This window comes from Burkholderia sp. Se-20373, from assembly GCF_017104705.1.
Taxonomy (GTDB): Bacteria; Pseudomonadota; Gammaproteobacteria; order Burkholderiales; family Burkholderiaceae; genus Burkholderia.
In genome coordinates this window covers 1-20325 of sequence record NZ_JAAGPH010000023.1, presented here as the reverse complement: position 1 = coordinate 20325, position 20325 = coordinate 1, and the positions used below count along the sequence as shown (strand labels likewise).

The 20325-nt window shown below is 66.5% G+C and carries 22 protein-coding genes; 10 read left to right on the top strand and 12 right to left on the bottom strand.

Going from position 1 to position 20325, the window contains the following annotated elements; genetic code table 11:
- The first annotated feature begins 68 nt into the window (after positions 1-68).
- On the top strand, positions 69-1586 hold the full coding sequence (locus G3N96_RS10910) for a cytosine permease (RefSeq protein ID WP_206137207.1): 1518 nt from the start codon (positions 69-71) through the stop codon (positions 1584-1586).
- Positions 1587-1781: 195 nt separating this feature from the next.
- On the opposite strand, the gene G3N96_RS10905 is transcribed toward G3N96_RS10910, so the two are convergent.
- The 3 genes from G3N96_RS10905 to G3N96_RS10895 all read right to left on the bottom strand — a co-directional run bounded on the left by G3N96_RS10905 (position 1782) and on the right by G3N96_RS10895 (position 4241).
- Complete coding sequence (locus tag G3N96_RS10905; RefSeq protein ID WP_124585415.1) at positions 1782-2537, bottom strand: glucose 1-dehydrogenase; 756 nt, start codon at positions 2535-2537, stop codon at positions 1782-1784.
- Positions 2538-2577: 40 nt separating this feature from the next.
- A complete protein-coding gene (locus G3N96_RS10900) occupies positions 2578-3114 on the bottom strand; it encodes a VOC family protein (RefSeq protein ID WP_206137206.1) in 537 nt (178 codons plus the stop codon).
- A 209-nt stretch (positions 3115-3323) separates the two neighbouring features.
- Complete coding sequence (locus G3N96_RS10895; RefSeq protein WP_206137205.1) at positions 3324-4241, bottom strand: LysR family transcriptional regulator; 918 nt, start codon at positions 4239-4241, stop codon at positions 3324-3326.
- 331 nt (positions 4242-4572) lie between these two features.
- Here G3N96_RS10895 and G3N96_RS10890 point away from each other — a divergent pair, with 331 nt between their 5' ends.
- The 3 genes from G3N96_RS10890 (at position 4573) to G3N96_RS10880 (ending at position 8081) form a co-directional block, all read left to right on the top strand.
- On the top strand, positions 4573-5889 hold the full coding sequence (locus tag G3N96_RS10890; protein ID WP_206137204.1) for an MFS transporter: 1317 nt from the start codon (positions 4573-4575) through the stop codon (positions 5887-5889).
- 156 nt (positions 5890-6045) lie between these two features.
- Positions 6046-7296, top strand: a complete 1251-nt coding sequence (locus G3N96_RS10885; protein ID WP_206137203.1) for an MFS transporter — start codon at positions 6046-6048, stop codon at positions 7294-7296.
- A 173-nt stretch (positions 7297-7469) separates the two neighbouring features.
- On the top strand, positions 7470-8081 hold the full coding sequence (locus G3N96_RS10880) for a cysteine hydrolase family protein (RefSeq protein WP_206137202.1): 612 nt from the start codon (positions 7470-7472) through the stop codon (positions 8079-8081).
- 20 nt (positions 8082-8101) lie between these two features.
- Here the strand turns inward: G3N96_RS10880 and G3N96_RS10875 are convergent, their stop codons facing one another.
- The 4 genes from G3N96_RS10875 to G3N96_RS10860 all read right to left on the bottom strand — a co-directional run bounded on the left by G3N96_RS10875 (position 8102) and on the right by G3N96_RS10860 (position 11670).
- Positions 8102-9727 (bottom strand): amidohydrolase, encoded by a 1626-nt coding sequence (locus tag G3N96_RS10875; RefSeq protein ID WP_206137201.1) that lies wholly within the window; start codon positions 9725-9727, stop codon positions 8102-8104.
- 110 nt (positions 9728-9837) lie between these two features.
- Positions 9838-9996 (bottom strand): hypothetical protein, encoded by a 159-nt coding sequence (locus G3N96_RS10870; RefSeq protein ID WP_206137200.1) that lies wholly within the window; start codon positions 9994-9996, stop codon positions 9838-9840.
- Between the two features lie 149 nt (positions 9997-10145).
- Positions 10146-10961, bottom strand: coding sequence for a helix-turn-helix transcriptional regulator (locus G3N96_RS10865; protein WP_206137199.1), 816 nt, complete (start codon positions 10959-10961; stop codon positions 10146-10148).
- Positions 10962-11193: 232 nt separating this feature from the next.
- Complete coding sequence (locus G3N96_RS10860; RefSeq protein ID WP_206137198.1) at positions 11194-11670, bottom strand: nuclear transport factor 2 family protein; 477 nt, start codon at positions 11668-11670, stop codon at positions 11194-11196.
- A gap of 329 nt (positions 11671-11999) precedes the next feature.
- On the opposite strand from G3N96_RS10860, the gene G3N96_RS10855 reads away from it, so the two are divergent.
- On the top strand, positions 12000-12386 hold the full coding sequence (locus G3N96_RS10855) for a helix-turn-helix domain-containing protein (RefSeq protein WP_206137240.1): 387 nt from the start codon (positions 12000-12002) through the stop codon (positions 12384-12386).
- A 487-nt stretch (positions 12387-12873) separates the two neighbouring features.
- Here the strand turns inward: G3N96_RS10855 and G3N96_RS10850 are convergent, their stop codons facing one another.
- A complete protein-coding gene (locus G3N96_RS10850) occupies positions 12874-13248 on the bottom strand; it encodes a YXWGXW repeat-containing protein (RefSeq protein ID WP_206137197.1) in 375 nt (124 codons plus the stop codon).
- A 594-nt stretch (positions 13249-13842) separates the two neighbouring features.
- Here G3N96_RS10850 and G3N96_RS10845 point away from each other — a divergent pair.
- Positions 13843-14961, top strand: a complete 1119-nt coding sequence (locus G3N96_RS10845; protein ID WP_206137196.1) for a porin — start codon at positions 13843-13845, stop codon at positions 14959-14961.
- A gap of 176 nt (positions 14962-15137) precedes the next feature.
- On the opposite strand, the gene G3N96_RS10840 is transcribed toward G3N96_RS10845, so the two are convergent.
- Positions 15138-15536 carry a GreA/GreB family elongation factor gene (locus G3N96_RS10840; RefSeq protein WP_059239999.1) on the bottom strand — a complete coding sequence of 133 codons (399 nt, stop codon included), beginning with the start codon at positions 15534-15536 and terminating at the stop codon, positions 15138-15140.
- A gap of 513 nt (positions 15537-16049) precedes the next feature.
- Here G3N96_RS10840 and G3N96_RS10835 point away from each other — a divergent pair.
- On the top strand, positions 16050-16379 hold the full coding sequence (locus tag G3N96_RS10835) for a DUF4148 domain-containing protein (RefSeq protein WP_124583969.1): 330 nt from the start codon (positions 16050-16052) through the stop codon (positions 16377-16379).
- Between the two features lie 153 nt (positions 16380-16532).
- Here the strand turns inward: G3N96_RS10835 and G3N96_RS10830 are convergent, their stop codons facing one another.
- On the bottom strand, positions 16533-16994 hold the full coding sequence (locus tag G3N96_RS10830) for a CBS domain-containing protein (protein WP_069252006.1): 462 nt from the start codon (positions 16992-16994) through the stop codon (positions 16533-16535).
- A 177-nt stretch (positions 16995-17171) separates the two neighbouring features.
- On the opposite strand from G3N96_RS10830, the gene ribA reads away from it, so the two are divergent.
- Both ribA and G3N96_RS10820 read left to right on the top strand, forming a co-directional pair.
- Positions 17172-17822, top strand: coding sequence for a GTP cyclohydrolase II (gene ribA / locus G3N96_RS10825; RefSeq protein WP_069260282.1), 651 nt, complete (start codon positions 17172-17174; stop codon positions 17820-17822).
- A 160-nt stretch (positions 17823-17982) separates the two neighbouring features.
- Complete coding sequence (locus G3N96_RS10820; protein ID WP_206137195.1) at positions 17983-18549, top strand: GNAT family N-acetyltransferase; 567 nt, start codon at positions 17983-17985, stop codon at positions 18547-18549.
- 21 nt (positions 18550-18570) lie between these two features.
- Here G3N96_RS10820 and G3N96_RS10815 read toward each other — a convergent pair whose 3' ends face one another.
- Positions 18571-18957, bottom strand: a complete 387-nt coding sequence (locus tag G3N96_RS10815) for a VOC family protein (RefSeq protein ID WP_124584105.1) — start codon at positions 18955-18957, stop codon at positions 18571-18573.
- A gap of 297 nt (positions 18958-19254) precedes the next feature.
- Here G3N96_RS10815 and G3N96_RS10810 point away from each other — a divergent pair, with 297 nt between their 5' ends.
- Entirely contained in the window at positions 19255-19545 is a 291-nt protein-coding gene (locus tag G3N96_RS10810; protein ID WP_206137194.1) for a hypothetical protein, read from the top strand.
- 173 nt (positions 19546-19718) lie between these two features.
- Here G3N96_RS10810 and G3N96_RS10805 read toward each other — a convergent pair.
- Positions 19719-20325: hypothetical protein (locus G3N96_RS10805; protein WP_206137193.1), on the bottom strand; the 607-nt coding region annotated here is incomplete at its 5' end.

Below are 20325 nucleotides of genomic sequence, written 5' to 3'. Positions count from 1 at the left end.
ATCGATGACGATGTGTCGTATCGCCGCAGCACAGGGCGGTGCAGACGCACCAGAGGAGTAGGAGACAAATGAGTGAAGGCAGGATTACGCAGGTCGAGTCGTTCGGTTTCGAGCGCATTCCCGATGCATCGCGCTATGCGCGGCCGATCGATCTGTTCAGGTTGCTGTTCGGCGGATGCAATACCTTTTCCACGTCGGTGCTCGGCAGTTTTCCCGTGCTGGTCGGGCTGTCGTTCAAGGCGGGTGCCTGCGCGATCGTGCTCGGCGTGCTCGCCGGCACCTGCATCCTCGCGCCGATGAGCCTGTTCGGCCCGCGCAACGGGACGAGCGACCCGGTGTCGTCCGGCGCGCATTTCGGCATCCACGGCCGGATCGTCGGCTCGTTTCTCGCGCTGCTCACGTCGATCGCGTTCTTCTCGCTCGCGGTGTGGAGCTCGGGCGACGCGCTCGTCGGCGGCGCGCACGACATGGTCGGCGTGCCGGTCAACGGCTTCACGCTCGGCGCGGCGTACATGGTGTTCGCGGTGCTCGTGCTGATCGTCTGCATCTACGGCTTCCGCTTCATGCTGTGGGTCAACAAGATCGCCGTGTGGGCCGCGAGCGTGCTGTTCGTCGCGGGCCTGTTCGCGTTCGCCGCCCTGTTCGACGTGAGCTATGCCGGCACCGTGCAGCAGGGCAGCGCGGGCTTCTGGGCCGCGTTCGTCGGCGCGGTGCTGGTGGCGCTGAGCAACCCGGTGTCGTTCGCGTCGACGCTCGGCGACTGGGCGCGCTACATCCCGCAGCGCACACCGAAGCATCGCGTGATGGGCGCCGTGTTCGCCGCGCAGATCGCGACCTTCGTACCGTTCTTCTTCGGCCTCGCGACCGCGACGATCATCGCGACGAAGGCGCCCGCGTTCATCGCGTCGAACGACTACGTCGGCGGGCTGCTCGCGATCTCGCCGCGCTGGTTCCTGCTGCCGATGTGCCTGATCGCGATCATCGGCGGGATGTCGACCGGCACGACCGCGCTGTACGGCACCGGCCTCGACGTGTCGAGCATGTTCCCGCGCCTGCTGAACCGCGTGCGTGCGACGCTGCTGATCGGCACGATTGCGATCGCGTTCATCTTCGTCGGCCGCTTCTGGTTCAACCTCGTCGAAAGCGTCGCGACGTTCTCGACGCTGATCGATACGTTCAGCTGCCCGTGGATGGCGATCATGGTGATCGGCTACGTGACGCGGCGCGGCTACTATCTCGGCGACGACCTGCAGGTGTTCAACCGCGGGCTGCGCGGCGGCCACTACTGGTTCACGCATGGGTGGAACATCCGCGCGATGGGTGCGTGGCTGCCGGCTGCGTTCGTCGGGTTGTCGTTCGTGAACCTGCCGGGGCAGTTCGTCGGGCCGCTCGGCAACCTCGCGGGCGGGCTCGATCTGAGCGTGCCGGTGTCGCTGCTGGTGGGTGGCGTGCTGTATTTCGTGCTGCTGACGTTGTATCCGGAACCGGATGGCGTGTACGGTCCGCACGGGCGACGCTTCGTGCGTGGTGGCGGCAGGCAGGCGGCGCGCGGCAATGGCGCAACGGTGATCCAGCCGAGGGGGTAAGCGCGGCGCGTGGTGCGTAGCGCCGCCAATGACGATGCCGCCGCGCGGGACAGCCGTCGGCGGCATTGTCGTTTTCGGGCGTGTGGTTGCCAGAGGGGGCGGCTGCACGCCCCACACGGCGCCGCATAAACGCAAACGAAAGCGCCAACGAAACCGCCCGCCGGGTTGGCGGGCGCGCGTCGACCTGGATGCGGTTCAGTGGAATGAACTGCCGGCGAGCATCCCGCCGTCGACGATGAATTCCGACCCGGTGCAATACGCGGATTCGTCTGACGCGAGGAACAGCACGAGATTGGCCACCTCATCGGGCTTGCCGATGCGCGCGATCGGCAGGCCGCTGTAGATCGACGACGGATCGAAATCCGCGAACTCGGGCGGGCGCGCCATCACCGTATCGATGCCACCGGGGTGCACCGAGTTCACGCGAATGCCGTAGCGGCCGAATTCGAGCGCGGCGGCCTTCGTCATGCCGCGCACCGCGAATTTGCTCGAGACATACGCACTGCCGCCCGCGACGCCTTCCATCCCGGCCGTCGACGACACATTGACGATCGAGCCGCCGCCCGCCGCCTTCAGCGCGCCCAGCGCCGACTTCATGCCGAGCCAGCAGCCGACCTGGTTCACGTCGATCACCTTGCGATAGTCGTCGAGCGAGCACGCTTCGATCGGCACGAGCTTCAGGATCGCCGCGTTATTCACGAGGATGTCGAGGCGGCCGAACTGCGCGAGCGTCGCATCGACGGCAGCTTGCCAGTCGGCTTCGCGGGTCACGTCGAGATGCTGGAAACGTGCGGCGTCGCCGAGTTCGGCCGCGACGCGCCGGCCGGCTTCGTCGAGCACGTCGGCGATCACCACGCGGGCGCCTTCGGCGACGAACCTGCGCGCTTCCGCTTCGCCCTGACCGCGGGCACCGCCCGTGATCAGCGCCACCTTGTCTTCGAGTCGTTTCATGTTGCTTGCTCCTGTGAGTGAGAGGGGCGTGCGGGGCCGCTTACGCGGAGGCGGCCGCCGCGTCGATGATGCGAACCGGATCGGCGCCGTCCCAGGCGCGGGCTTCGGCAATGCCGTGCGCGATCCTGTCGCGCATGCCGGCCCCTTCGATCACTTCGACGCGCACGCCGGGATCGTCGGCGTCGTCGAGATAGGCGACGCGCGTGGCCGGATTGCGTGCGTCGAACACGACACGCAGGCCGCGGGCCGTGAGCTGCGCGAGCGCGGCGTCGAGATCGTCGACGACCCATGCGACGTGATGCAGCCCGACGAGCGGCTGCCCGTGCGCATCGCGGTACGGCGAGCGCGCCTCGTTCGTCACGCGAATCAGTTCGATCTGCAGATCGCCGCGATACGCGAGCCCGACGTCCATCGCGACCGTCACGGGTTCGCCGAGATGGAAGCCGTCGAGGCGCACGTTGCGGAATACGGTCCACGGTCCGACGTCGTGACGTTCGCGCCAGCGCGCGATACTGCGGTCGAGATCCGCGACCACGTAGCCGATCTGGTCGATGGGGCCGAACATGGGATCGTTCATGGCGTCTCCGTGGCGGGCACACGTGGGCGTGCCGCGCGATGAATGACGGCCATGATCGCAACAAAGCGCGCGCGGCGTGCCGTCCAAACGGATGAGCTCGCGTGCTTATCGTGGCGTGGCGGGCGGGTGGGTGGGTGCGCCAGGGCGCGACGATGCAGGAATGCGAAGCGGAGCGGAGAAGGCGCGTTTCCGGCCGGGCGATCCGCGCGTTACCGCGCGTTCGGCCCCTTGACCGTCAGCCGGCACACGGTTGCGAGCGCAAGGAGGTTCGGGTCGCGTTCTCGCCGGTGCAGGAAGCTCAGCCCGATCGTCTGGCGGATCGTCGGCCCGGCGAGCGGCACGAGCGCGATCTTGTGCGCGAACAGGTCGCGCACGCGGCCGGGCAGCAGCGAGCAGCCGACGCCGCCCGACACGAGGTTGATCACCGAGAAGATGTCGCCCACCCGCATCACGACGTTCGGTGTGACGCCGGCCGAACGAAACGCTTCCGTGAAGCCATGATGCGTCGCGAAGCCTTCGCCGAGCGACACGAACGGCGCGTCGCCGCACGAGCACAGATCGATGGCATCGTGCCGCGCGTACGGCGAGTCGATCGGCGCGGCGAAGAACATCTCGTCCTCGAACAGCGCGATCGATTCGATCTCGGCATCCGGTTCGGGCAGCGCCATCAGCGTCGCGTCGATCGCGCCTTGCCGGAGCTTGTCGAGCAGGTCGGCATTCGAGCCGAGCACGAGCTCGGCCTGCAGCTCGGGGCGGCGCTCCTTCAACGCGATCACGACTTCGGGCACGGTGCGGATCGTCAGCGAGTAGAGCGAACCGATCTTCAACTGGCCGGCGCCGTAGCCGGCCGCCTCGCGCGTCGAGCGGATCCCGTCCGTCATCGTCTTGAGCACTTCGCCCGCGACTTCGGCGAGCACCTGCGCGGCGTCGGTTGGCATCAGGTTCCGCCCCTCGTGGCGAAACAGCGCGCAGTGCATCCCTTCCTCCAGCGTATGCAGCGCGCGGTGCACGCTGACCGTGCTCACGCCCAGCGCCTCGGCGGCCTTCGCGAGGCTGCCCGCTTCCATGAAGGCAAGCAGCACTTCGAGCTTGCGGAACGTGATCTCTTCGTTGATGCGGTTGCGCATGGTGCGGGAGACGGGAAGGGCGGCCGACGATTCTGCCGCAGAACCGGGGCGGCAACAATGCGCGGATTTCCGGGGTTTCCGCGTGGCGGCGCCCGGCGGGGCAACATTTAATCTCCGGCTAATCATCCGCCGCGGGTATTAATTGATGCGGGTTTTCGGCGTCCCTATGATCGTTTCACGCCGGTCGCACGGGCAGGCCGCGAGGTTCCGATGGTGCGGGCCCGCGCCCGCGCCTGACCGGCCGGCGATACGAACAGCCGGTTCGCTCATGCGTGCCACGGAACGCGGCAAGCATGCGGCGCGGCGCCATGAGACTGCAGGAGAGACAAGCATGCGCGACTCACGTCGGAACTCGCGGCATCGGCAGGTGGTTGCCGCTGTCGTCGGCAATACCCTCGAGTGGTACGACTTCATCGTTTACGGTTTCTTCTCCGGCATCATCGCGCGGCTGTTCTTTCCCGCCGAGAGCCAGTACGCGTCGCTGCTGATGTCGCTTGCGACCTTCGGCGTCGGTTTCTTCATGCGCCCGGTAGGCGGCATCCTGCTCGGGCTTTATGCGGACCGCAAGGGCCGCAAGGCCGCGATGCAGCTCATCATCTTCCTGATGACGCTGTCGATCGCGCTGATCACGTTCGCGCCGTCGTACGCCGTGATCGGCCCGGCGGCGCCCATCCTGATCGTCGTCGCGCGGCTGCTGCAGGGCTTCGCGACGGGCGGCGAATACGCGAGCGCGACTGCTTTCCTCGTGGAAAGCGCGCCGGAGAACCGGCGCGGGCTGTACGGATCGTGGCAGCTGATCGGCCAGTGTCTCGCGGTGTTCTCGGGCGCCGCGATGGGCGCGTGGGCCACGCAATCGCTGTCGGACGCGGCGCTGCATAGCTGGGGCTGGCGCGTGCCGTTCGCGCTCGGGCTGCTGATCGGGCCGGTCGGCCTGTGGATCCGCCGACACATGGAGGAGACCGAGGCGTTCGTCGCCGCGAGCAAGTCGACCATCGAGCCGCCGGCGAGCGTGTCCGGCGTGCTGCGCGACAACCTGCGCGGCGTGCTGGTGTCGATGGGGCAGACGATTACCGGCACGGCCGTGTTCTACGTGATGCTCGTCAACATGCCGACGTTCGTGCACAAGACCTTCGGGCTGCCGCTCGACCAGGTCTTCAAGGTGCAGATGGCGGCGGTTGCGCTGCTGACGGTGACGATCCCGTTCGCGGCGCTCGTGTCCGACCGCATCGGCCGGCGTCCCGTGCTGATCGCCGGTTCGCTGGCGCTGCTGACGGTCACGTATCCGCTGTTCACATGGCTGGCTGCCGCGCCGGGCATCGGGCGCCTGCTCGTGATGCAGCTCGTGATCTGCACGATCATCGGCATCTGCTACGGGCCCGCGCCGACCACGCTCGCCGAGCAGTTCGCGACGCGTTCGCGCTCCACGGGCATCGCGCTCGCGTACAACGTCGCGGTGATGGTGTTCGGCGGCTTCGCGCCGTTCATCGTCACGTGGCTGACGCACGCGAGCGGGTCGCCTGTCGCGCCCGCGTGGTACGTGCTGTTCGCGGCGTCGTTCGGGCTGCTCGCGAGCGTGTTCATGCACGACGGCGCGCCGTGCGTGCTCGCGCGCCGGCAGTATCAGGGCGAGCCGTTGAGCGCCAAGTAGCGGCCGTGGCCCGCCGCCCGCGGCGGCGACCCATCGGCGCGGGCGGCAGGCAGGGTAGCGGTCCTGCCGATGCTTAGCATCGCGGGCGGCGGCCTACCGTGGCCGCCGCCCCATCGTTACGCTTGGGCGATCATCCACTCTGTCCGGAAGGTCGCCATGTCCCGGCTCGACTACAAGCTGCTCGGCCCCTGCCTGCTCGCCATCGCGATCGACGCGATGGGCTTCGGGCTCGTCTATCCGATGATGTCCGCGATCTTCAGCGATCCGCACGCGGGCATCCTGCCGGCCGACGCCGGTGCGCATGCGCGCAATTTCTACCTCGGTCTCGGCTACGGGATCTACCCGTTGTGCATGTTCTTCGGCTCGTCGCTGATGGGCGACCTGTCGGATCGCTACGGTCGCCGCAAGATCCTGCTGCTGTGCGTGCTCGGTCTCGCGGCCGGCTACGCGATGATGGCGGCCGGCGCGTGGCACGCGAGCGTCGCGCTGCTGCTGGCCGGTCGTGGGCTCACGGGCTTGATGGCCGGCTGCCAGGGCATCGCGCAGGCGGCGATCACCGATCTGAGCACGCCGGAGAACAAGGCGCACAACATGAGCATCATGTCGCTCGCGTTCAGCGCGGGCGTGATCGTCGGCCCCGTGCTCGGCGGCGTGACGTCCGATCGCACGATTTCGTCGCTGTTCGACTACGGCACGCCGTTCGTGCTGGTCGCCGCACTGTCGCTGGCCTGCGCGTGCTGGACCTGGGCGTCGTACCGCGACTCTGCCGCGCCGCGCGGCGACACGCGCATCGATCCGCTGCTGTCGCTGCGGATCATCGGGGAGGCCGCGCGCCAGCGCAACGTCGCGTTCCTGTCGGTGGTGTTCTTCCTGATGCAGGTCGGCTACGGGCTCTACCTGCAGACCATCATGCTGGTGCTGCAGGCGAGATTCGGCTACACGAGCGCGCGGCTCGGGCTGTTCAGCGGCGTGATCGGGCTGTGCTTCGTGTTCGGCCTGCTGTCCGTCGTGCGGCGGATGCTGCGCGTGTGGCGCGTGGTCGACATCGCGAAGACGGGCCTGCTCGTCGCGGGCGTCGGCCAGGTCCTGTCCGCGCTGTTCCCGCACGAGCCGGTGCTGTGGGCGCTCGCGATGGTCGTCGGCTGCTTCGACATGGTCGCGTACACGACGATGTATACGGCGTTCTCCGATGCGGTCAGCGAGGACCGGCAAGGCTGGGCGCTCGGCGTCGCGGGCTCGGTGATGGCCGTCGCGTGGGTCGTGACGGGCGCGCTCACGAACCTGCTGCCGGTGTTCGGCGAGCTCGGCCTGCTGCTGATCGGCGGCGCGGGCTTCCTGCTCAGCTTCGCGATGATGGTCGCGTATGGCCGCACGCAGCCGGGCGCGCGAACAGCCGCGCTGTCGTAGGCCGTTTGCACGTTGGCCCGATCCTGTCGGACGTTGTCCCGCGCACCGCTGTCGCGCCAGGCCGCGCGGCACGACACTGGCGCCTCGCGTCCCGGGAGCATCCGGGCCGCGTCCGGCGGCGCCGGCTGGCCCGGCGCGCCGTTCCTTCGACATGCCAACCGAGAGAGCGACCCATGCAACATCCGACCATCCGTACCCTGGCGGGCGCGAGCGCGCCGACATCGATCGACGCCGCCCGCACCGCGCTGCTGGTGATCGATTTCCAGAATGAATATTTCAGCGGCCGCCTGCCGATTCCGGAGGGACCGCGCGCGCTGGGCAACGCGCAGCGCGTGATCGCGTTCGCCGACCGCGCGGGCATGCCGGTGTTTCACGTGCAGCACGTCGATGCGGCCGACGGCCCGATCTTCGCCGACGGCAGCGACGGCTTCCGCTTTCACGCGGACCTGCAGCCGGCGGCGCATCACACGGTCGTGAAGAAGACGTCGGTGAGCGTGTTCCCGACGACGGACATCGATGCGCGCCTGAAGGCGGCCGGTGTCGACACGCTGATCGTCACGGGCCTGATGACGCATGCGTGCGTCGCCGGCGCGGCACGTGATGCGGTGCCGCTCGGCTACGCGGTGATCGTCGTCGACGACGCATGCGCGACGCGCGACCTCGACCTCGCGGATGGCGGCACGGTGTCGCACCGCGACCTCCATCGCGCGACGCTGGCCGCGCTGTCGGACACGTTCGGCGACGTGCTGACGACCGAGCAGGTGCTGGCGCTGGCCGTCGCCTGACGGCACGCCGGATGCGTGCTTCAGTCGGCCCAGCCCGGCGCGGCATACACGACTTCGCCGCGGAAGCACGTCTCGATCACACGGGTTTGCGTGAACGTCTCGACCGGATGCGCGAACGGATTGCGGTCGAGGATCGCGAAGCTCGCGTCCTTGCCCGCTTCGAGCGAACCCGTGCAGTCGTCGAAGCGCAGCGCATACGCGGTGTTCACCGTATAAGCCTCGAGCATCGTGAGCAGGTCGAGGCGTTCGTGCGGATTCCACGGCGGGCTGTCGGGCTGGTCGATCAGCAAGTGCGTGACACCGGTCTGGATGATCTGCATCGGGTCCATCGTGCTGACCGACCAGTCGGAGCCGGCCGCGAGCATCGCGCCCGCGTTGCGCAGGCTGCGGAACGGATAGTTGCGCGCGGTGCGCTCGGCGCCGAGCAGGTCGCGATAGAGCTGCTGTTGCTCCTCGCGCGCGGCTGTCCACAGCGTCTGCACGCTGGCGATCGCGCCGAGCCGGTTGAAGCGGCTCATGTCGGCCGGATCGACGAGCTGCAGGTGCGCGAGCTGCGCGCGCCGGTCGCGCATGCCGTTGCGAATCTGGACGTATTCGAGCGCGTCGAGCGTCATGCGCACCGCGCGGTCGGCGAGCGTGTGGAAGTGCAGGTCGAGGCCGGCCGTGTCGGCGAGCAGGCAGATCTCGTTCAGCGCGTCCTGGCCCCACAGCGCGAGGCCGCAGTCGTCGGTGCCGGCGTACGGCTCGAGCAGCGCGGCGGTTTTCGATTCGGGCACGCCGTCGACGAAGATCTTCACCGTATGCAGGCGCAGGTTGTCGCATGTGTATTCGCGACGCCATCTGGCGAAGCGCTCGATCTGCTCGCGCGGATCGCGGCGCGGGTTCGCATAGAGGCCCGCGCTCATGTACACCTTCAGCGTGCCCGCGCGCTGCGCGTCGGCGTAAGCCTTGAGTTCGGCCTCCTCGACGCGCGCGTCGAACCAGCCGGTGAGGCCGTAACCGTGCGCCATCGCGTGCGCTTTCGCGAGCGACTTCGGGTAGCCGGCCGGGCTCAGTTGCGGAATGATCGGGCACACGCGGTAGAACGCCGCTTCGTGCACGACGCCATTCGGCGCGCCGGACGCGTCGCGCTCGTACACGCCGCCGGCCGGGTCCGGCGTATCGGCGTGGATGCCGGCCGCTTCGAGGCCCTTGGTGTTGAGGCAGCCGCTGTGCACGTCGAAGCCGACCACGAGCAGCGGCCGGTCCGGCACGATCCGGTCGAGCAGCTCGCGGGTCGGATACGCGCCGAATGCGCCCAGGTTGGCGCCGCCGAGATAGACCCACGGTTCGTTCGGCGTCGCATCGGCGCATGCGCGAATGCGCTGCAGGATCGTGTCGGGATCGTTGATGCCGGACAGGTCGAAGTCACCGAGGATCTGGTGGCCTTCGAGCGGGTGCACGTGGCCGTCGATGAGGCCCGGCAGCATCAGCCTGCCGGCCAGGTCGACGATGCGCGTCGCGGGGCCGGCCAGCGGGCGGATGTCGTCGTCGCGGCCGACGGCGACGATCTTGCCGTCCTGGGTGGCCAGCGCCTGAGCGAAGCGGCGCTGCGCGTCGCCGGTGTAAAGCAGGCCGTTCAGATAGACGGTATCGGCGTGTTGCATGTGTCTCCTCCGGATGGGGGAAGGTCGACGGGCGCACGTGTCCTGCGGGCGGGCCATGCGGCGCGTCCGGTCGCGTGAACCCGGTCGGGTTGGAATGAGATGCGGGGCGGCTAGGTGCCGGTGTGGCGCGGCAGGCGCGGCGATCCGTCGTGGTGAAGGCCGGCCGCCGCCGGCGCGTCACGCCGATCGCGCCGCCAGGTCTGGATCGGCGAATCGATGGGCGACGCGTGCGCGGCCGTGCGGGCCGGCGTCCATCCGGTATTCGGCATGCCGTGTCTCCGTGATATCCGACGCGTTCCGGTCGTCGGGTGAGTCAGATACTAGGAGCGGGGCGCCCGGCTGTCTGTCATCGTTTTGAGGACAAAACGCGACAAAGAAGGCGGGGGGGAGTGGGCGTGCAGCGATGCGGGGGTGTCATCTATTGACCGCGGTCCCCCGTCGGTTCTTCCTCGGTCACGCACCACGCGAACAGGCCGGCCCGGTTCGCCACGCCGAGCTTCGCGAGCGCCCGCCCGAGATAGGTGCGCACGCTGCTGGGCTTGAGCGCGAGGGTGTCGGCGATCTGCGGGACAGGCTGGCCTTGCAGCACCGCGCGGCATACGAGCCGTTCGCGCTGCGACAGCGTCGCGCCGCTGGCCGACAGGCGCTGCTCGAACCGCTGCAGCAACGCGCCGTCGTCCGAACGCGGCGTCAGGCGGGCGAGCCGTGCATGCTGGATCAGGAGCGGCAGCACGAAATCGCCGAGCTGCCGCAGCAGCGCCAGCTCGGCCAGCGTATAGGACGGCTGGCCGCGCCGGCGGAACAACGAGAACGCATAGACATAGTCGCGCTCGCTGCCGAGCAGCGTGCAGTCTTCGCCGAGTTCGCCGAGCGCGAAATGGCGGCCGTATTCGGTTGCCGTATCGATGTCCTCGTTGCACGAGAACACGAGCTGCGAATCGGTGGCGCGCTCGATATGCGGGAGCAACGTGTCGGTGCGCCAGTCGCCCTGGGTATAGAGATCGAGCGCGTGGCGCGTGCCGTCGGGATCGTCGCCGCCCGCGAAGAACAGCACGTCGACGCTTTCGACGGACTGCGACGGCGTATCGCGGCGGTAGCGCGTCGCGACGCTGTAATGGGACTGCGGATCGACGGTTTCGCGCAGCCATGCCCAGAGCCGGGCGGGAAATTGCGGACTGCCGAGGCTGGCGACCAGGTCGCCGGCATTGCTGAGGGAAATATGGGCGGGGCTCATCGTTGACACCGTCTTCGCGAACGGCCGCCCGTGCCGGCCGTGCTTCGCTTGCGACGGCGCGCCGGCGGCGCGGCGGCTGGCGGTGCTGTCATGCGGGACGGAGGCCGGCGCGGCGGCGAAGCTCGATTGTAGGGGAGTTCGCCGCCGCGGGGCATGCGCGTGCCCGGTGGGCGGCCGATCGTCCGTCGACGGGTGGTGCGCATCGTGGCGCACCACATGGCGGCCGCGCGGGTCAGAACATCGTGTTCGCGTTCGCGGACTTTTCCGGTACCGGCTGGATCACGTCCCAGTGTTCGACGATCTTGCCGTCCTTGACGCGGAAGATGTCGACGACCGCTTCACCGCGGTCGCCCGGACGCTCGGTCGCATGCACGTGCAGGTAGACGAGATCGCCGTCGGTTGCGCTGCGCACGATGCGCGCGCGCGATGCCGGGTTCTTCTGGAACGCGCCGACGAAGTACGACACGAACGGCTTCTTGCCGTCCGGCACGTGCGGGTTGTGCTGCTTGTAGTCGTTCGCGACGACGGCGGCGGCCTCGACCGCTTCGTGTTTGTTGAAGAAGCGGTCGTAGAACGTCAGCACGAGCTGGCGGTTGGCTTCCTCGGCGGCCAGGTCGCGCGTGGCCGGGCCGGCGGCCAGCGCGGCCGTCGACGCGGCCAGCAGGACAAGCGCGGCAACGGCGCGAACGGGAGAGCGGAGCGATGACATGTAGCGGGTTCCTTGTCTGACGGAGCGTGGATGGGGGCGCGATGCGCGACGGCGGGTCGAGCCTGCCGCGGCGATCGGCGGGCTGCGGTGCCTGGTTGCGGATCCAGGCGCGTTGCCGCCGCGAGCGGTTTTCCGCCTGGGCCGTATCGCGACGACACGGGCCGGCAGAGGCCGCGCGCCGTCGTCATGCTTCGTTGAACTGGCGAATCCGCGCGGCTGTCGGGCCGATCGAATGGTACAGTTGCCGCGAACCCGTCACAAGAAGTCAGCGCGGTGTGAACAAGTCACACCGCGCTGACCCTGCGTTGCCCGTGAAAGAGAATCCAGTCATGCCGTTCCCGCCCGCCGATGAACCCGTCGAACTCGATCAGCCGTGCCCGATTCGCGATGTGCTCGACCGCATCGGCGACCAGTGGAGCTTGCTCGTGCTCGAGACGCTGTCCGGGGGGGCGATGCGTTTCAACGAACTCGGCCGTACGATCGGCGATGTGTCGAATCAGATGCTGTCACGCACGCTCAAGCGGCTCGAGCAGGACGGCTTCGTCAGTCGCACGCTGTACGCCGAAGTGCCGCCGCGTGTCGAATATGCGCTGACCGACCTCGGGCGTTCGTTCCTGACGCCGATGCAGGCGATGATCCGATGGGCCGACGAACATCATCGCGCGATCTGCGCTGCGCGACGTCGTGCGCGGGAAACGGAAGGGGGCGGGCGCTGAGCGGGGCGCTTGCGCCGCGTTGTCGCTGGGCGTTGTGCTGCGTTCGGGTGCGATGCGACGAGGCGTGGCGTGGTTGCCGGTGTATCGCCATTGCATGAATTCGTTATCCGAATGATTTCGTCGGGTTGAGCGAGTGCGCCGATGCTGCGGTGCGCTCCATTCGCCCGTATGCGGCAAAGGGCTGGCGATGCTCCGTTTACAAGAGCAGGTGCGGGATGATCGAGCCGGCGGTCTTTCCGCGCATCGCGTACGAAGGGTGCGGCGGGGTCCGGTCGAGGCGGGATGGTGCGCCGTAGACCGGCGAGCACGTCGATGGTCGAGGTTGCGTGACCGGAAGCATCCCCCCGGTTCGCGCGCCGGCATTAGGCCGCGGGGCAGGATTCGTGGGGGCGCCTTCCGGGCATCATGATGTTGATGTCGGGGCGGCACGGGTTCGCTCGCGCCGCCTGCCCCGAGCCTGCTACTGGCCGGGCAGCCCGGTGGCTGCCTACCGCCACGTACCGTCGACGTAGATCCACACTCGTCCCTGGCGGCGCCAGTAGCCGGGCGCCCACCGACGCCCGGGGCGCCGTGCGACCCAGCGCCCCGACACCCATATATAGCGGCCACGCTGCCAGCGCCAGTAGCCGTCGGTCCATATATAGCCGTGCGGCCGTGGCGGCGGCGGACGGCGGTCGTGCCTTGCGGCCGGCGGTGCGAAGCCCGGGCGGTCCGGATAGGGCGGGCCGCCGGGCACGCGATTCGGGCCGGACGGCCGGTACACGGGCGGCGCGGGCTGGGCCGAGGCCGCGCGGAGCCAGCCGCCGGTGCCGACGAAGGCGGCGGTCAATCCGATGGCGCGTAACAACGAGCGTCGATTCATGGCGTGTCCTGTTCTGTTCTGTATTCGAGGCTGCCTTACATTAGCCTGCCAGTCGGCCGGCCGGGTTACGCGAGCGGTTAACGCTGTTACCGTGTGTCACGGCAGGTGGGAGCTGGCCTTTCTATATGGATGGCTGTCGGGGGATGCGACCCGCTGAACGACTGTCGAGCCCTGTTTACTGGCCGACGGATGCGTTTTAGATGTCCCGAGCCCGAAATTCGAGATCAAATTGGGTAAAATTTGCCGATTCCGGGGTGTCGCGCCGAATCCGTTTGTTGTTTCTATGCAACCGTCAAGACGATGACATGTAAGAATGGTGCGATGAAAGGCTCCAAAAAGCCTCCGTCAAGAAGTCAAAAACAAACGTCAAAACAAATACTTATAACTCGGCCCCACTTTTATTATTTCTAGTTCTGGAAAAGCTTATTTCTTTATTTGCGGATCGCTCCCCTAGGGTACACCCCTAAACTCACGGTTCCCAAACGGGCAACTATCCGGGCGCGGCCAGCAGGATCGATGGCGCTCCCGGGCGGTTGCAGACCGTTTATGAACAAGGTCGCGAGACCTGCCTCTTTTTAGAAGGGAGCTCCACGAATGAACAAGACTCTGATCGTTGCAGCAGCTGCAGCATCGTTTGCTACCGTCGCTCACGCACAAAGCAGCGTCACGCTGTACGGCGTCCTGGACGCAGGCATCACCTACACGAGCAACGTCCAGCCGGCACTCGGCCAAGCTGGCAAGTCGCGCTTCGCGATGGGTTCGGGCATTGACCAGAGCCGTTTCGGCCTGCGTGGCTCGGAAGACCTGGGTGGCGGCCTGAAGGCAATCTTCACGTTGGAAAGCGGCTTCAACATCGGTAACGGCAAGTTCGCGAACAGCAACGGCATGTTCAACCGCCAAGCTTTCGTCGGCCTGTCGAGCCAGTACGGCACGGTCACGCTGGGTAAGCAGTATGACGCAACGCAAGACTACCTGGCGCCGCTGACGGCAACGGGCTCGTGGGGCGGCACGTACTTCGCGCACCCGCTGAACCTCGACCGCCTGAGCACGAACGGTGATGTCGCTCAGAACAACACGATCAAGTTCACGAGCGCGAACTACGCTGGCCTGCAATTCGGCGGCACGTACTCGTTCTCGAACAACACGAACTTCGGTAACAACCGTGCGTACAGCGCAGGCGTTGCATACCAGTTCCAAGGCCTGAAGCTGGCGGGCGCATACTCGCAAGCGAACCTGGGTGACGGTACGAACGCAAACGGCGCAACGTCGTCGGCAATCGGTGGCATCGCTAGCCAAGGCCGCGTCCGCACGTACGGTGCTGCTGCTGGCTACGCATTCGGCCCGGCACAAGTCGGCGCTGCATGGACGCAAGCTCGCCTCGACAACAACGCAGTTGGCGTCGGCACGCTGCGCACCGACAACTACGAAGTCAACGCGAAGTACAACCTGACGCCGGCTCTCGGCCTGGGTGCTGCTTACACGTACACGAACGCGAAGATCAACAACGGCAGCACGCACTGGAACCAGTTCGGCCTGCAAGCTGACTACGCTCTGTCGAAGCGCACGGACGTCTACGCACAAGCTGTGTACCAGCGTGCAGCGAAGAACGGCATTGGCGCATCGATCTACAACGGCAGCAACTTCAGCGACAACCTGCCGAGCTCGTCGATCAACCAAACCGCAGCAACGGTTGGTCTGCGTCACCGCTTCTAAGCGTGACGGCGGGGTAACCCGCTACGCAGCATCGAAAAAGGCGCCTTCGGGCGCCTTTTTTTCGTCTGCGAAATGCGATGTCGGCGATTCATGTCGTCCAGATGCAAAAAAGCGAGGCCTGTGCCTCGCTTTTTTCGTTGCGCGCCGCTATGGCGCGGTGCCGACGGCAGGGGGGCTCAGCGCGTGTATTCGCCGTTAGCTTCCGGCTGAAACACGATCGCGGCCACCTTCATCTGCTTTTCGGCGCCGCTCGGCTGCGTCACCTTGACCATCTGGCCTCGCTGGGTGCCCAGCAGTGCCATGCCGACGGGCGAGAAGACGTTCAGACGGCCGAGTTCGAGATTGGCGGCATCCGGATAAACAATCGTCCAGGTGGCCTGTTCCTGGGTCGCCTCGTCGAGCAGCGTGATCTGCGAGTTCATCGTGACGACATTGGCCTTGATGGCATCAGGCTGGACGATGTCAGCACGCTCCAGCAGCGTGTCGAGCATGGTCTGGAAGCGCGGGTTGTGTTCGGCGTGCTTTTCGAGGCGAGCAACGTCGAGTTCGGTCAACTGGTAAAGGCGTTGTTTCATGGCAGTTCTCCAAATGATCGGCAAGGGCAGGCGTGGCGTGCCTATGGGGATCGCCCGGAGCCTGTCTGACCTGGCTCCGGGAGGAGACCGAGCCGTCAGATCAGGCGCCGGGCAGGGGCGAGCGGCGCCTGGGCCGTGCGTCGAGCGAGGGGATGCACCGGATGACCGGCGCGCGCGCGCACGCCGGCCGGGCCGGACGGCGAAACCGAAAGGGGCGTGAGCGCGTACATGGTGGATGGAAGATCGACAGACGAATATAACCTTACGATTCTACAACACAACCTTCGGGATATGTGATTTGGCTGTCGGCATTTTGTCAGCGATTGTTGTGCAAGTGAAGCAAGTTGCCGCGATATCGTCCGGGATGTGCCAGCGATTTTTGTCAAAATCGCAACGCTGTATGTTCAAACTAAGGGTTTCCCCTTGGATGGGCGAGCACTACACTGAATTCAATCGCTTCAGACAGTCCCTGCCGAGGCGACGCCAAAAGAGAACACATACCGGAGGTAAATCATGAAGTCGGTCATCTACGCAGCTATCGCCGCATCCGTCCTTGCCGCCCCGATCGCATCGTTTGCACAGTCCGAGCAGGGGTTGACCCGCGACCAGGTCAAGGCCGAGCTCGTGCAACTCGAACAGAACGGCTACAAGCCGCTGGCGAGCGATTCGCAGTATCCGGACAACATCCAGGCCGCTGAACAACGCATTCAACCGAACCAGCCGATGCTCGCGCAAGCCGATACGAGCGGCTACGGTGCCGTGGCGACGGCTGCGGGCCAAGCCGGCCGTCGCATGACGCGCGAAGCACCGAATCCCGTGAACTCGGTCTATTTCGGCAACTGAACGTCCTTGGGTCTGCCCGAGCGCACCGCTTAATCGACGAGACGCGCACCCGTTGTGCGCGTCACTCGCCCGCAGGAGCAGAACCTCCGTCGCCGCATTCCGGCGGCTTTCCGCCCAGACGCTCGCGCGTTTGGGCCTTTTTTGCTGGGCGGGTCAGGCGGACGTGACCGCGGGCGTGCCGTGGATATAGTGTTCGAGCTGGCTGATCGTGAACTGCTGATCGGCAATCACGCTCTTGACGAGGTCGCCGATCGAGATGAGGCCGACCAGCTTGCCGCCGTCGAGGACGGGCAGGTGGCGCATCCGGTGCTCGGTCATCAGCGCCATGCACTCGTCGGTGGATTGCGACGGTTCGACGTAGCGCACCTTCGCCGTCATGATTTCCTCGACGCGGGTGGCTTTCGACGAACGATCCTGCAGGACGACCTTGCGCGCGTAGTCGCGCTCGGTGACGATGCCCGCGATGTCGTCGCCGTCCACGACAAGTAGCGCGCCGATGCCTTTTTCCGCCATCAGCTTGATGGCGTCGTAGACGAGATCGCTCTTCGTGACGGTGTAGATGGTGCGGCCCGAATCCGGCTTGGCCTTGAGAAGTTGCGCGACAGTCGTACTCATTCGCTTTCTCCGTGTGCAGGTCGATGCTGGGCAGGCAGGGTGTGATGCTTGTCACCCGATGAGCCCAGTATAGCCGCGCAGGTGGCGGCAGTCGCGTGACGATTCGAGATTAGCGGTAAACTCCGGTCACGCACTATCCACACAATTCCTACATTCCTGAACGTTTCGATTGAATTCATGATGTCTTCGCGTCCCCAATCGCCCACGCCGGGCAATGGCCAGGCCGACGAGTGCGTGACGCTCGTCGCTACCGCGTCGCTGCCCACGCGCTACGGTACGTTCACGTCGTACGCTTTCCGCGTATCGGGCAGCGATGCCGAACATCTCGCGCTCGTGATGGGCGACGTCGCCGGCGAGCAGTCCGTGTTGACGCGCCTTCATTCCGAGTGCCTGACCGGCGATGTATTCGGCTCGTACCGCTGCGACTGCGGCGAGCAGCTCGATCTCGCATTGCGCTACATCGCGGCCGAAGACCGCGGCGTGCTGCTGTACCTGCGCGGCCATGAAGGGCGCGGGATCGGCCTGAGCAACAAAATCCGTGCTTATGCGCTGCAGGAGCAGGGGCGCGACACCGTCGAGGCGAACCTCGACCTCGGCCTGCCTGACGACGCCCGCGAATACGACTCGGCTGCCGCGATTCTCCGGATCCTCGGCGTGACGTCGGTGCGGCTGATGAGCAACAACCCGGCGAAGTTCGATACGCTCGCGAAGCACGGTATTCCGGTTTGCGAACGCGTGGCGCTTGCGGTGCCCGTGCGCGAGGAAAACGAGCGTTATATCCGCACGAAGCAGACGAAGTTTGGGCATTACTTCGAGGAAAACGAGTAATCGCCTCGGGCGCGCCGGCGCCCGTTTCTCGTCATCCGTTCCCTGGATTGTCGCCGGCAAAGGCGACGATTTCCATTTCCCCTTCGTCTCCCTTCCGTCCGTTGCGCTTTCGAGTGTGTGACGGCGCTCGCGTTACGCCGCCTGAACGATCCATTGCCCTGTGTCCACACCGCCGAAGATCGAAACCGAACGCTTGACGCTGCGTCGCTGGCGGCCGACGGATGCGGGCGCGCTGTCGGCGATGCATGAAGATCCGGACGTGACCGTATGGCTCGCGCGTGGCCCGATGTCCGTTGACGAGGCGAGCGACGTCATCGCGCGCTTCGACGCGCATTTCGAGGCACACGGTTTCGGCCCGTGGGCCATCGAGCGCCGTGCCGACGCGATGCTGATCGGGGTGTGCGGCCTGTCGCACGAAGCGCGTGCAACGCATCCGATGGCGCCGTGCGTCGAGATCATGTGGCGGCAGGCGCGTCACGCCTGGGGGCATGGCTACGCTGTCGAAGCGGCCGCCGCCGCATTGGCCGACGGGTTCGACCGGATCGGGCTTGGCGAGATCTTCGCGTGGACGGCCGACACCAACCTGCGATCACGGCACGTGATGCAGCGGCTCGGCATGCAGCATCGGCCCGCGCGTGATTTCGACCATCCCGCGTTGCCGGAAGGGCACGCGCTGCGTCGGCACGTCGTGTCTGCCGCTCGCACCGCCGGCCTGGCCGGCGCGTAACGGTTCACGCGTGTTCGCCTGTCAGCGCCACGTGCCGTTCTGCAGCACGATCCGATAGCCGTCGGCATCCTCGAAAGTCTGGCCGGAAATTTCCCAGTACGGATTGAACGACGTCGCCGGCATGAAGCCATGTTCCGTGGCGCGCGCGCATGCAGCCTCCCATTCCGGCCGGTCGGGCAGGTAGAACACGATCAGGTCTTCGGGCGTCGGTGACGGCGCGATCGGGTGGTCGGGGCAGTGCGTGAATTCGAAGTGATAGTCGAGGCCGTCGCGCCCGAGCATCACGCCGGAAAATCCGTCGTGATCTTCAAAGCGCGCAAGAACGGACAGCTCGAGAGCGTCGCGATACATGCGCTCGGTGCGGGCGAGGTTGCTGACCGGGCGGGCGATGCGCAGATGGGCGTGCAAGATGGCCTCGGGGGCGAGTGGCGGGCCGGTCAATGATAAGCCGGCCGATCCGGATTGCGTGTGACGAACGGGGCGCGTTTCGGCGCGGGCCCATCGTATCGAACCATATGGGCTCCTTCCGGCCAAACGAATCGACCCGTCGAACCTCGTCTCATGAAAGAAAAAACATGACGCTCCCGATCAAATGCGCGCACCCCATTGCAGCCGGTGCTTGTCAGGACAACCTTCGACGTCCTGTTTTCGCCTCGGTCTGTCGATCGATGGGCCGACGTGCCGATCCCGGGCGAGTGCGCGCAAATGGGTAAGCCCGATCTCCGTCGGCCGGTTACCGGCCCTTATCGCCAGTCGCGATGGGCGGGCGCGTTGGAGGTTGCCTTTGGATGGGTGGCGAAGGGAACGATGGTGCTGGTCGGACTCGGCATGGTCGCGCTGGCGGCCCTGACGGGCGACGTGAGCGCGCTGGTGGATCTGCCAACGACCCAAAAGGGCTGGTTGTACCTGCTGCTGGTCGTGATCGGGGTGGTGGCGCTGATATTTGCGGTGCACCACTTCTGGCCGTGGCCGTCTGGTGTGCGCCCGGCAGGTTAGGCGGGGCGGAAGGAGATCTGTCCCCGTAATTCGCGCAGGCAAGAAAAAGCCCGCTACATTGAGCGGGCTGAATCCATGTTTGGAGACATGGAGGAGACAGACGTAAATTTAAGGGAAAACCCGAGGCATGGCAAGCCCTAGTTGTATCGATACAACTTCCTGTTGCATCGCACTCACATGCCGCCTGCTCGGGCGTGCGCCGCAAATGCGCTGAAACGCTCCTGCGCGACCGGTAACGCGTACTTGTCGCGCATCTCCGTCTCGATCCATGCACAGGCCTCGCGCGCGCAGTCGGTCAGCGCATGCCGCGTCGTATGGCCATCGATGTCGTACACGAAGCGCACGCCGACCTCGTCGTCGGCCACCTGCCGCTCGAGCTGGTTGAGCTGCAGTTGCGGGCCATGCTGTTGCGACAGCGCACGGAGTTCGTCGAAGTGATATTCGAGCCAGTCGGCAAAGAACAGCGCGTCGCTGTGGCACGGCAGCCGGAAGGCCGCGCTGCGCGACGGGCGCGGCCCGGCTTCGCCGGCCGACGCGTGCGGGTCGCCGTCGGTGGCGATGGACGCGTCGACGGGCGCAAGCGGCTGCAGAATCTGGCGGTACGGCTCGCGATCACGCAACGCATGCCACAGCAATTCGTCGCCGGCGGCGCCGGACGGCTGCATCGTCAGGTCATGCCGCCCTTCGCCGGCCGGCACGACGTCGCGGATCACGAGGCGCAGCGAGCAGAGCGGCTCGTCCGCGACCAGCAGCGTCGCCGCGCGCGGCAGCCCGCAGACC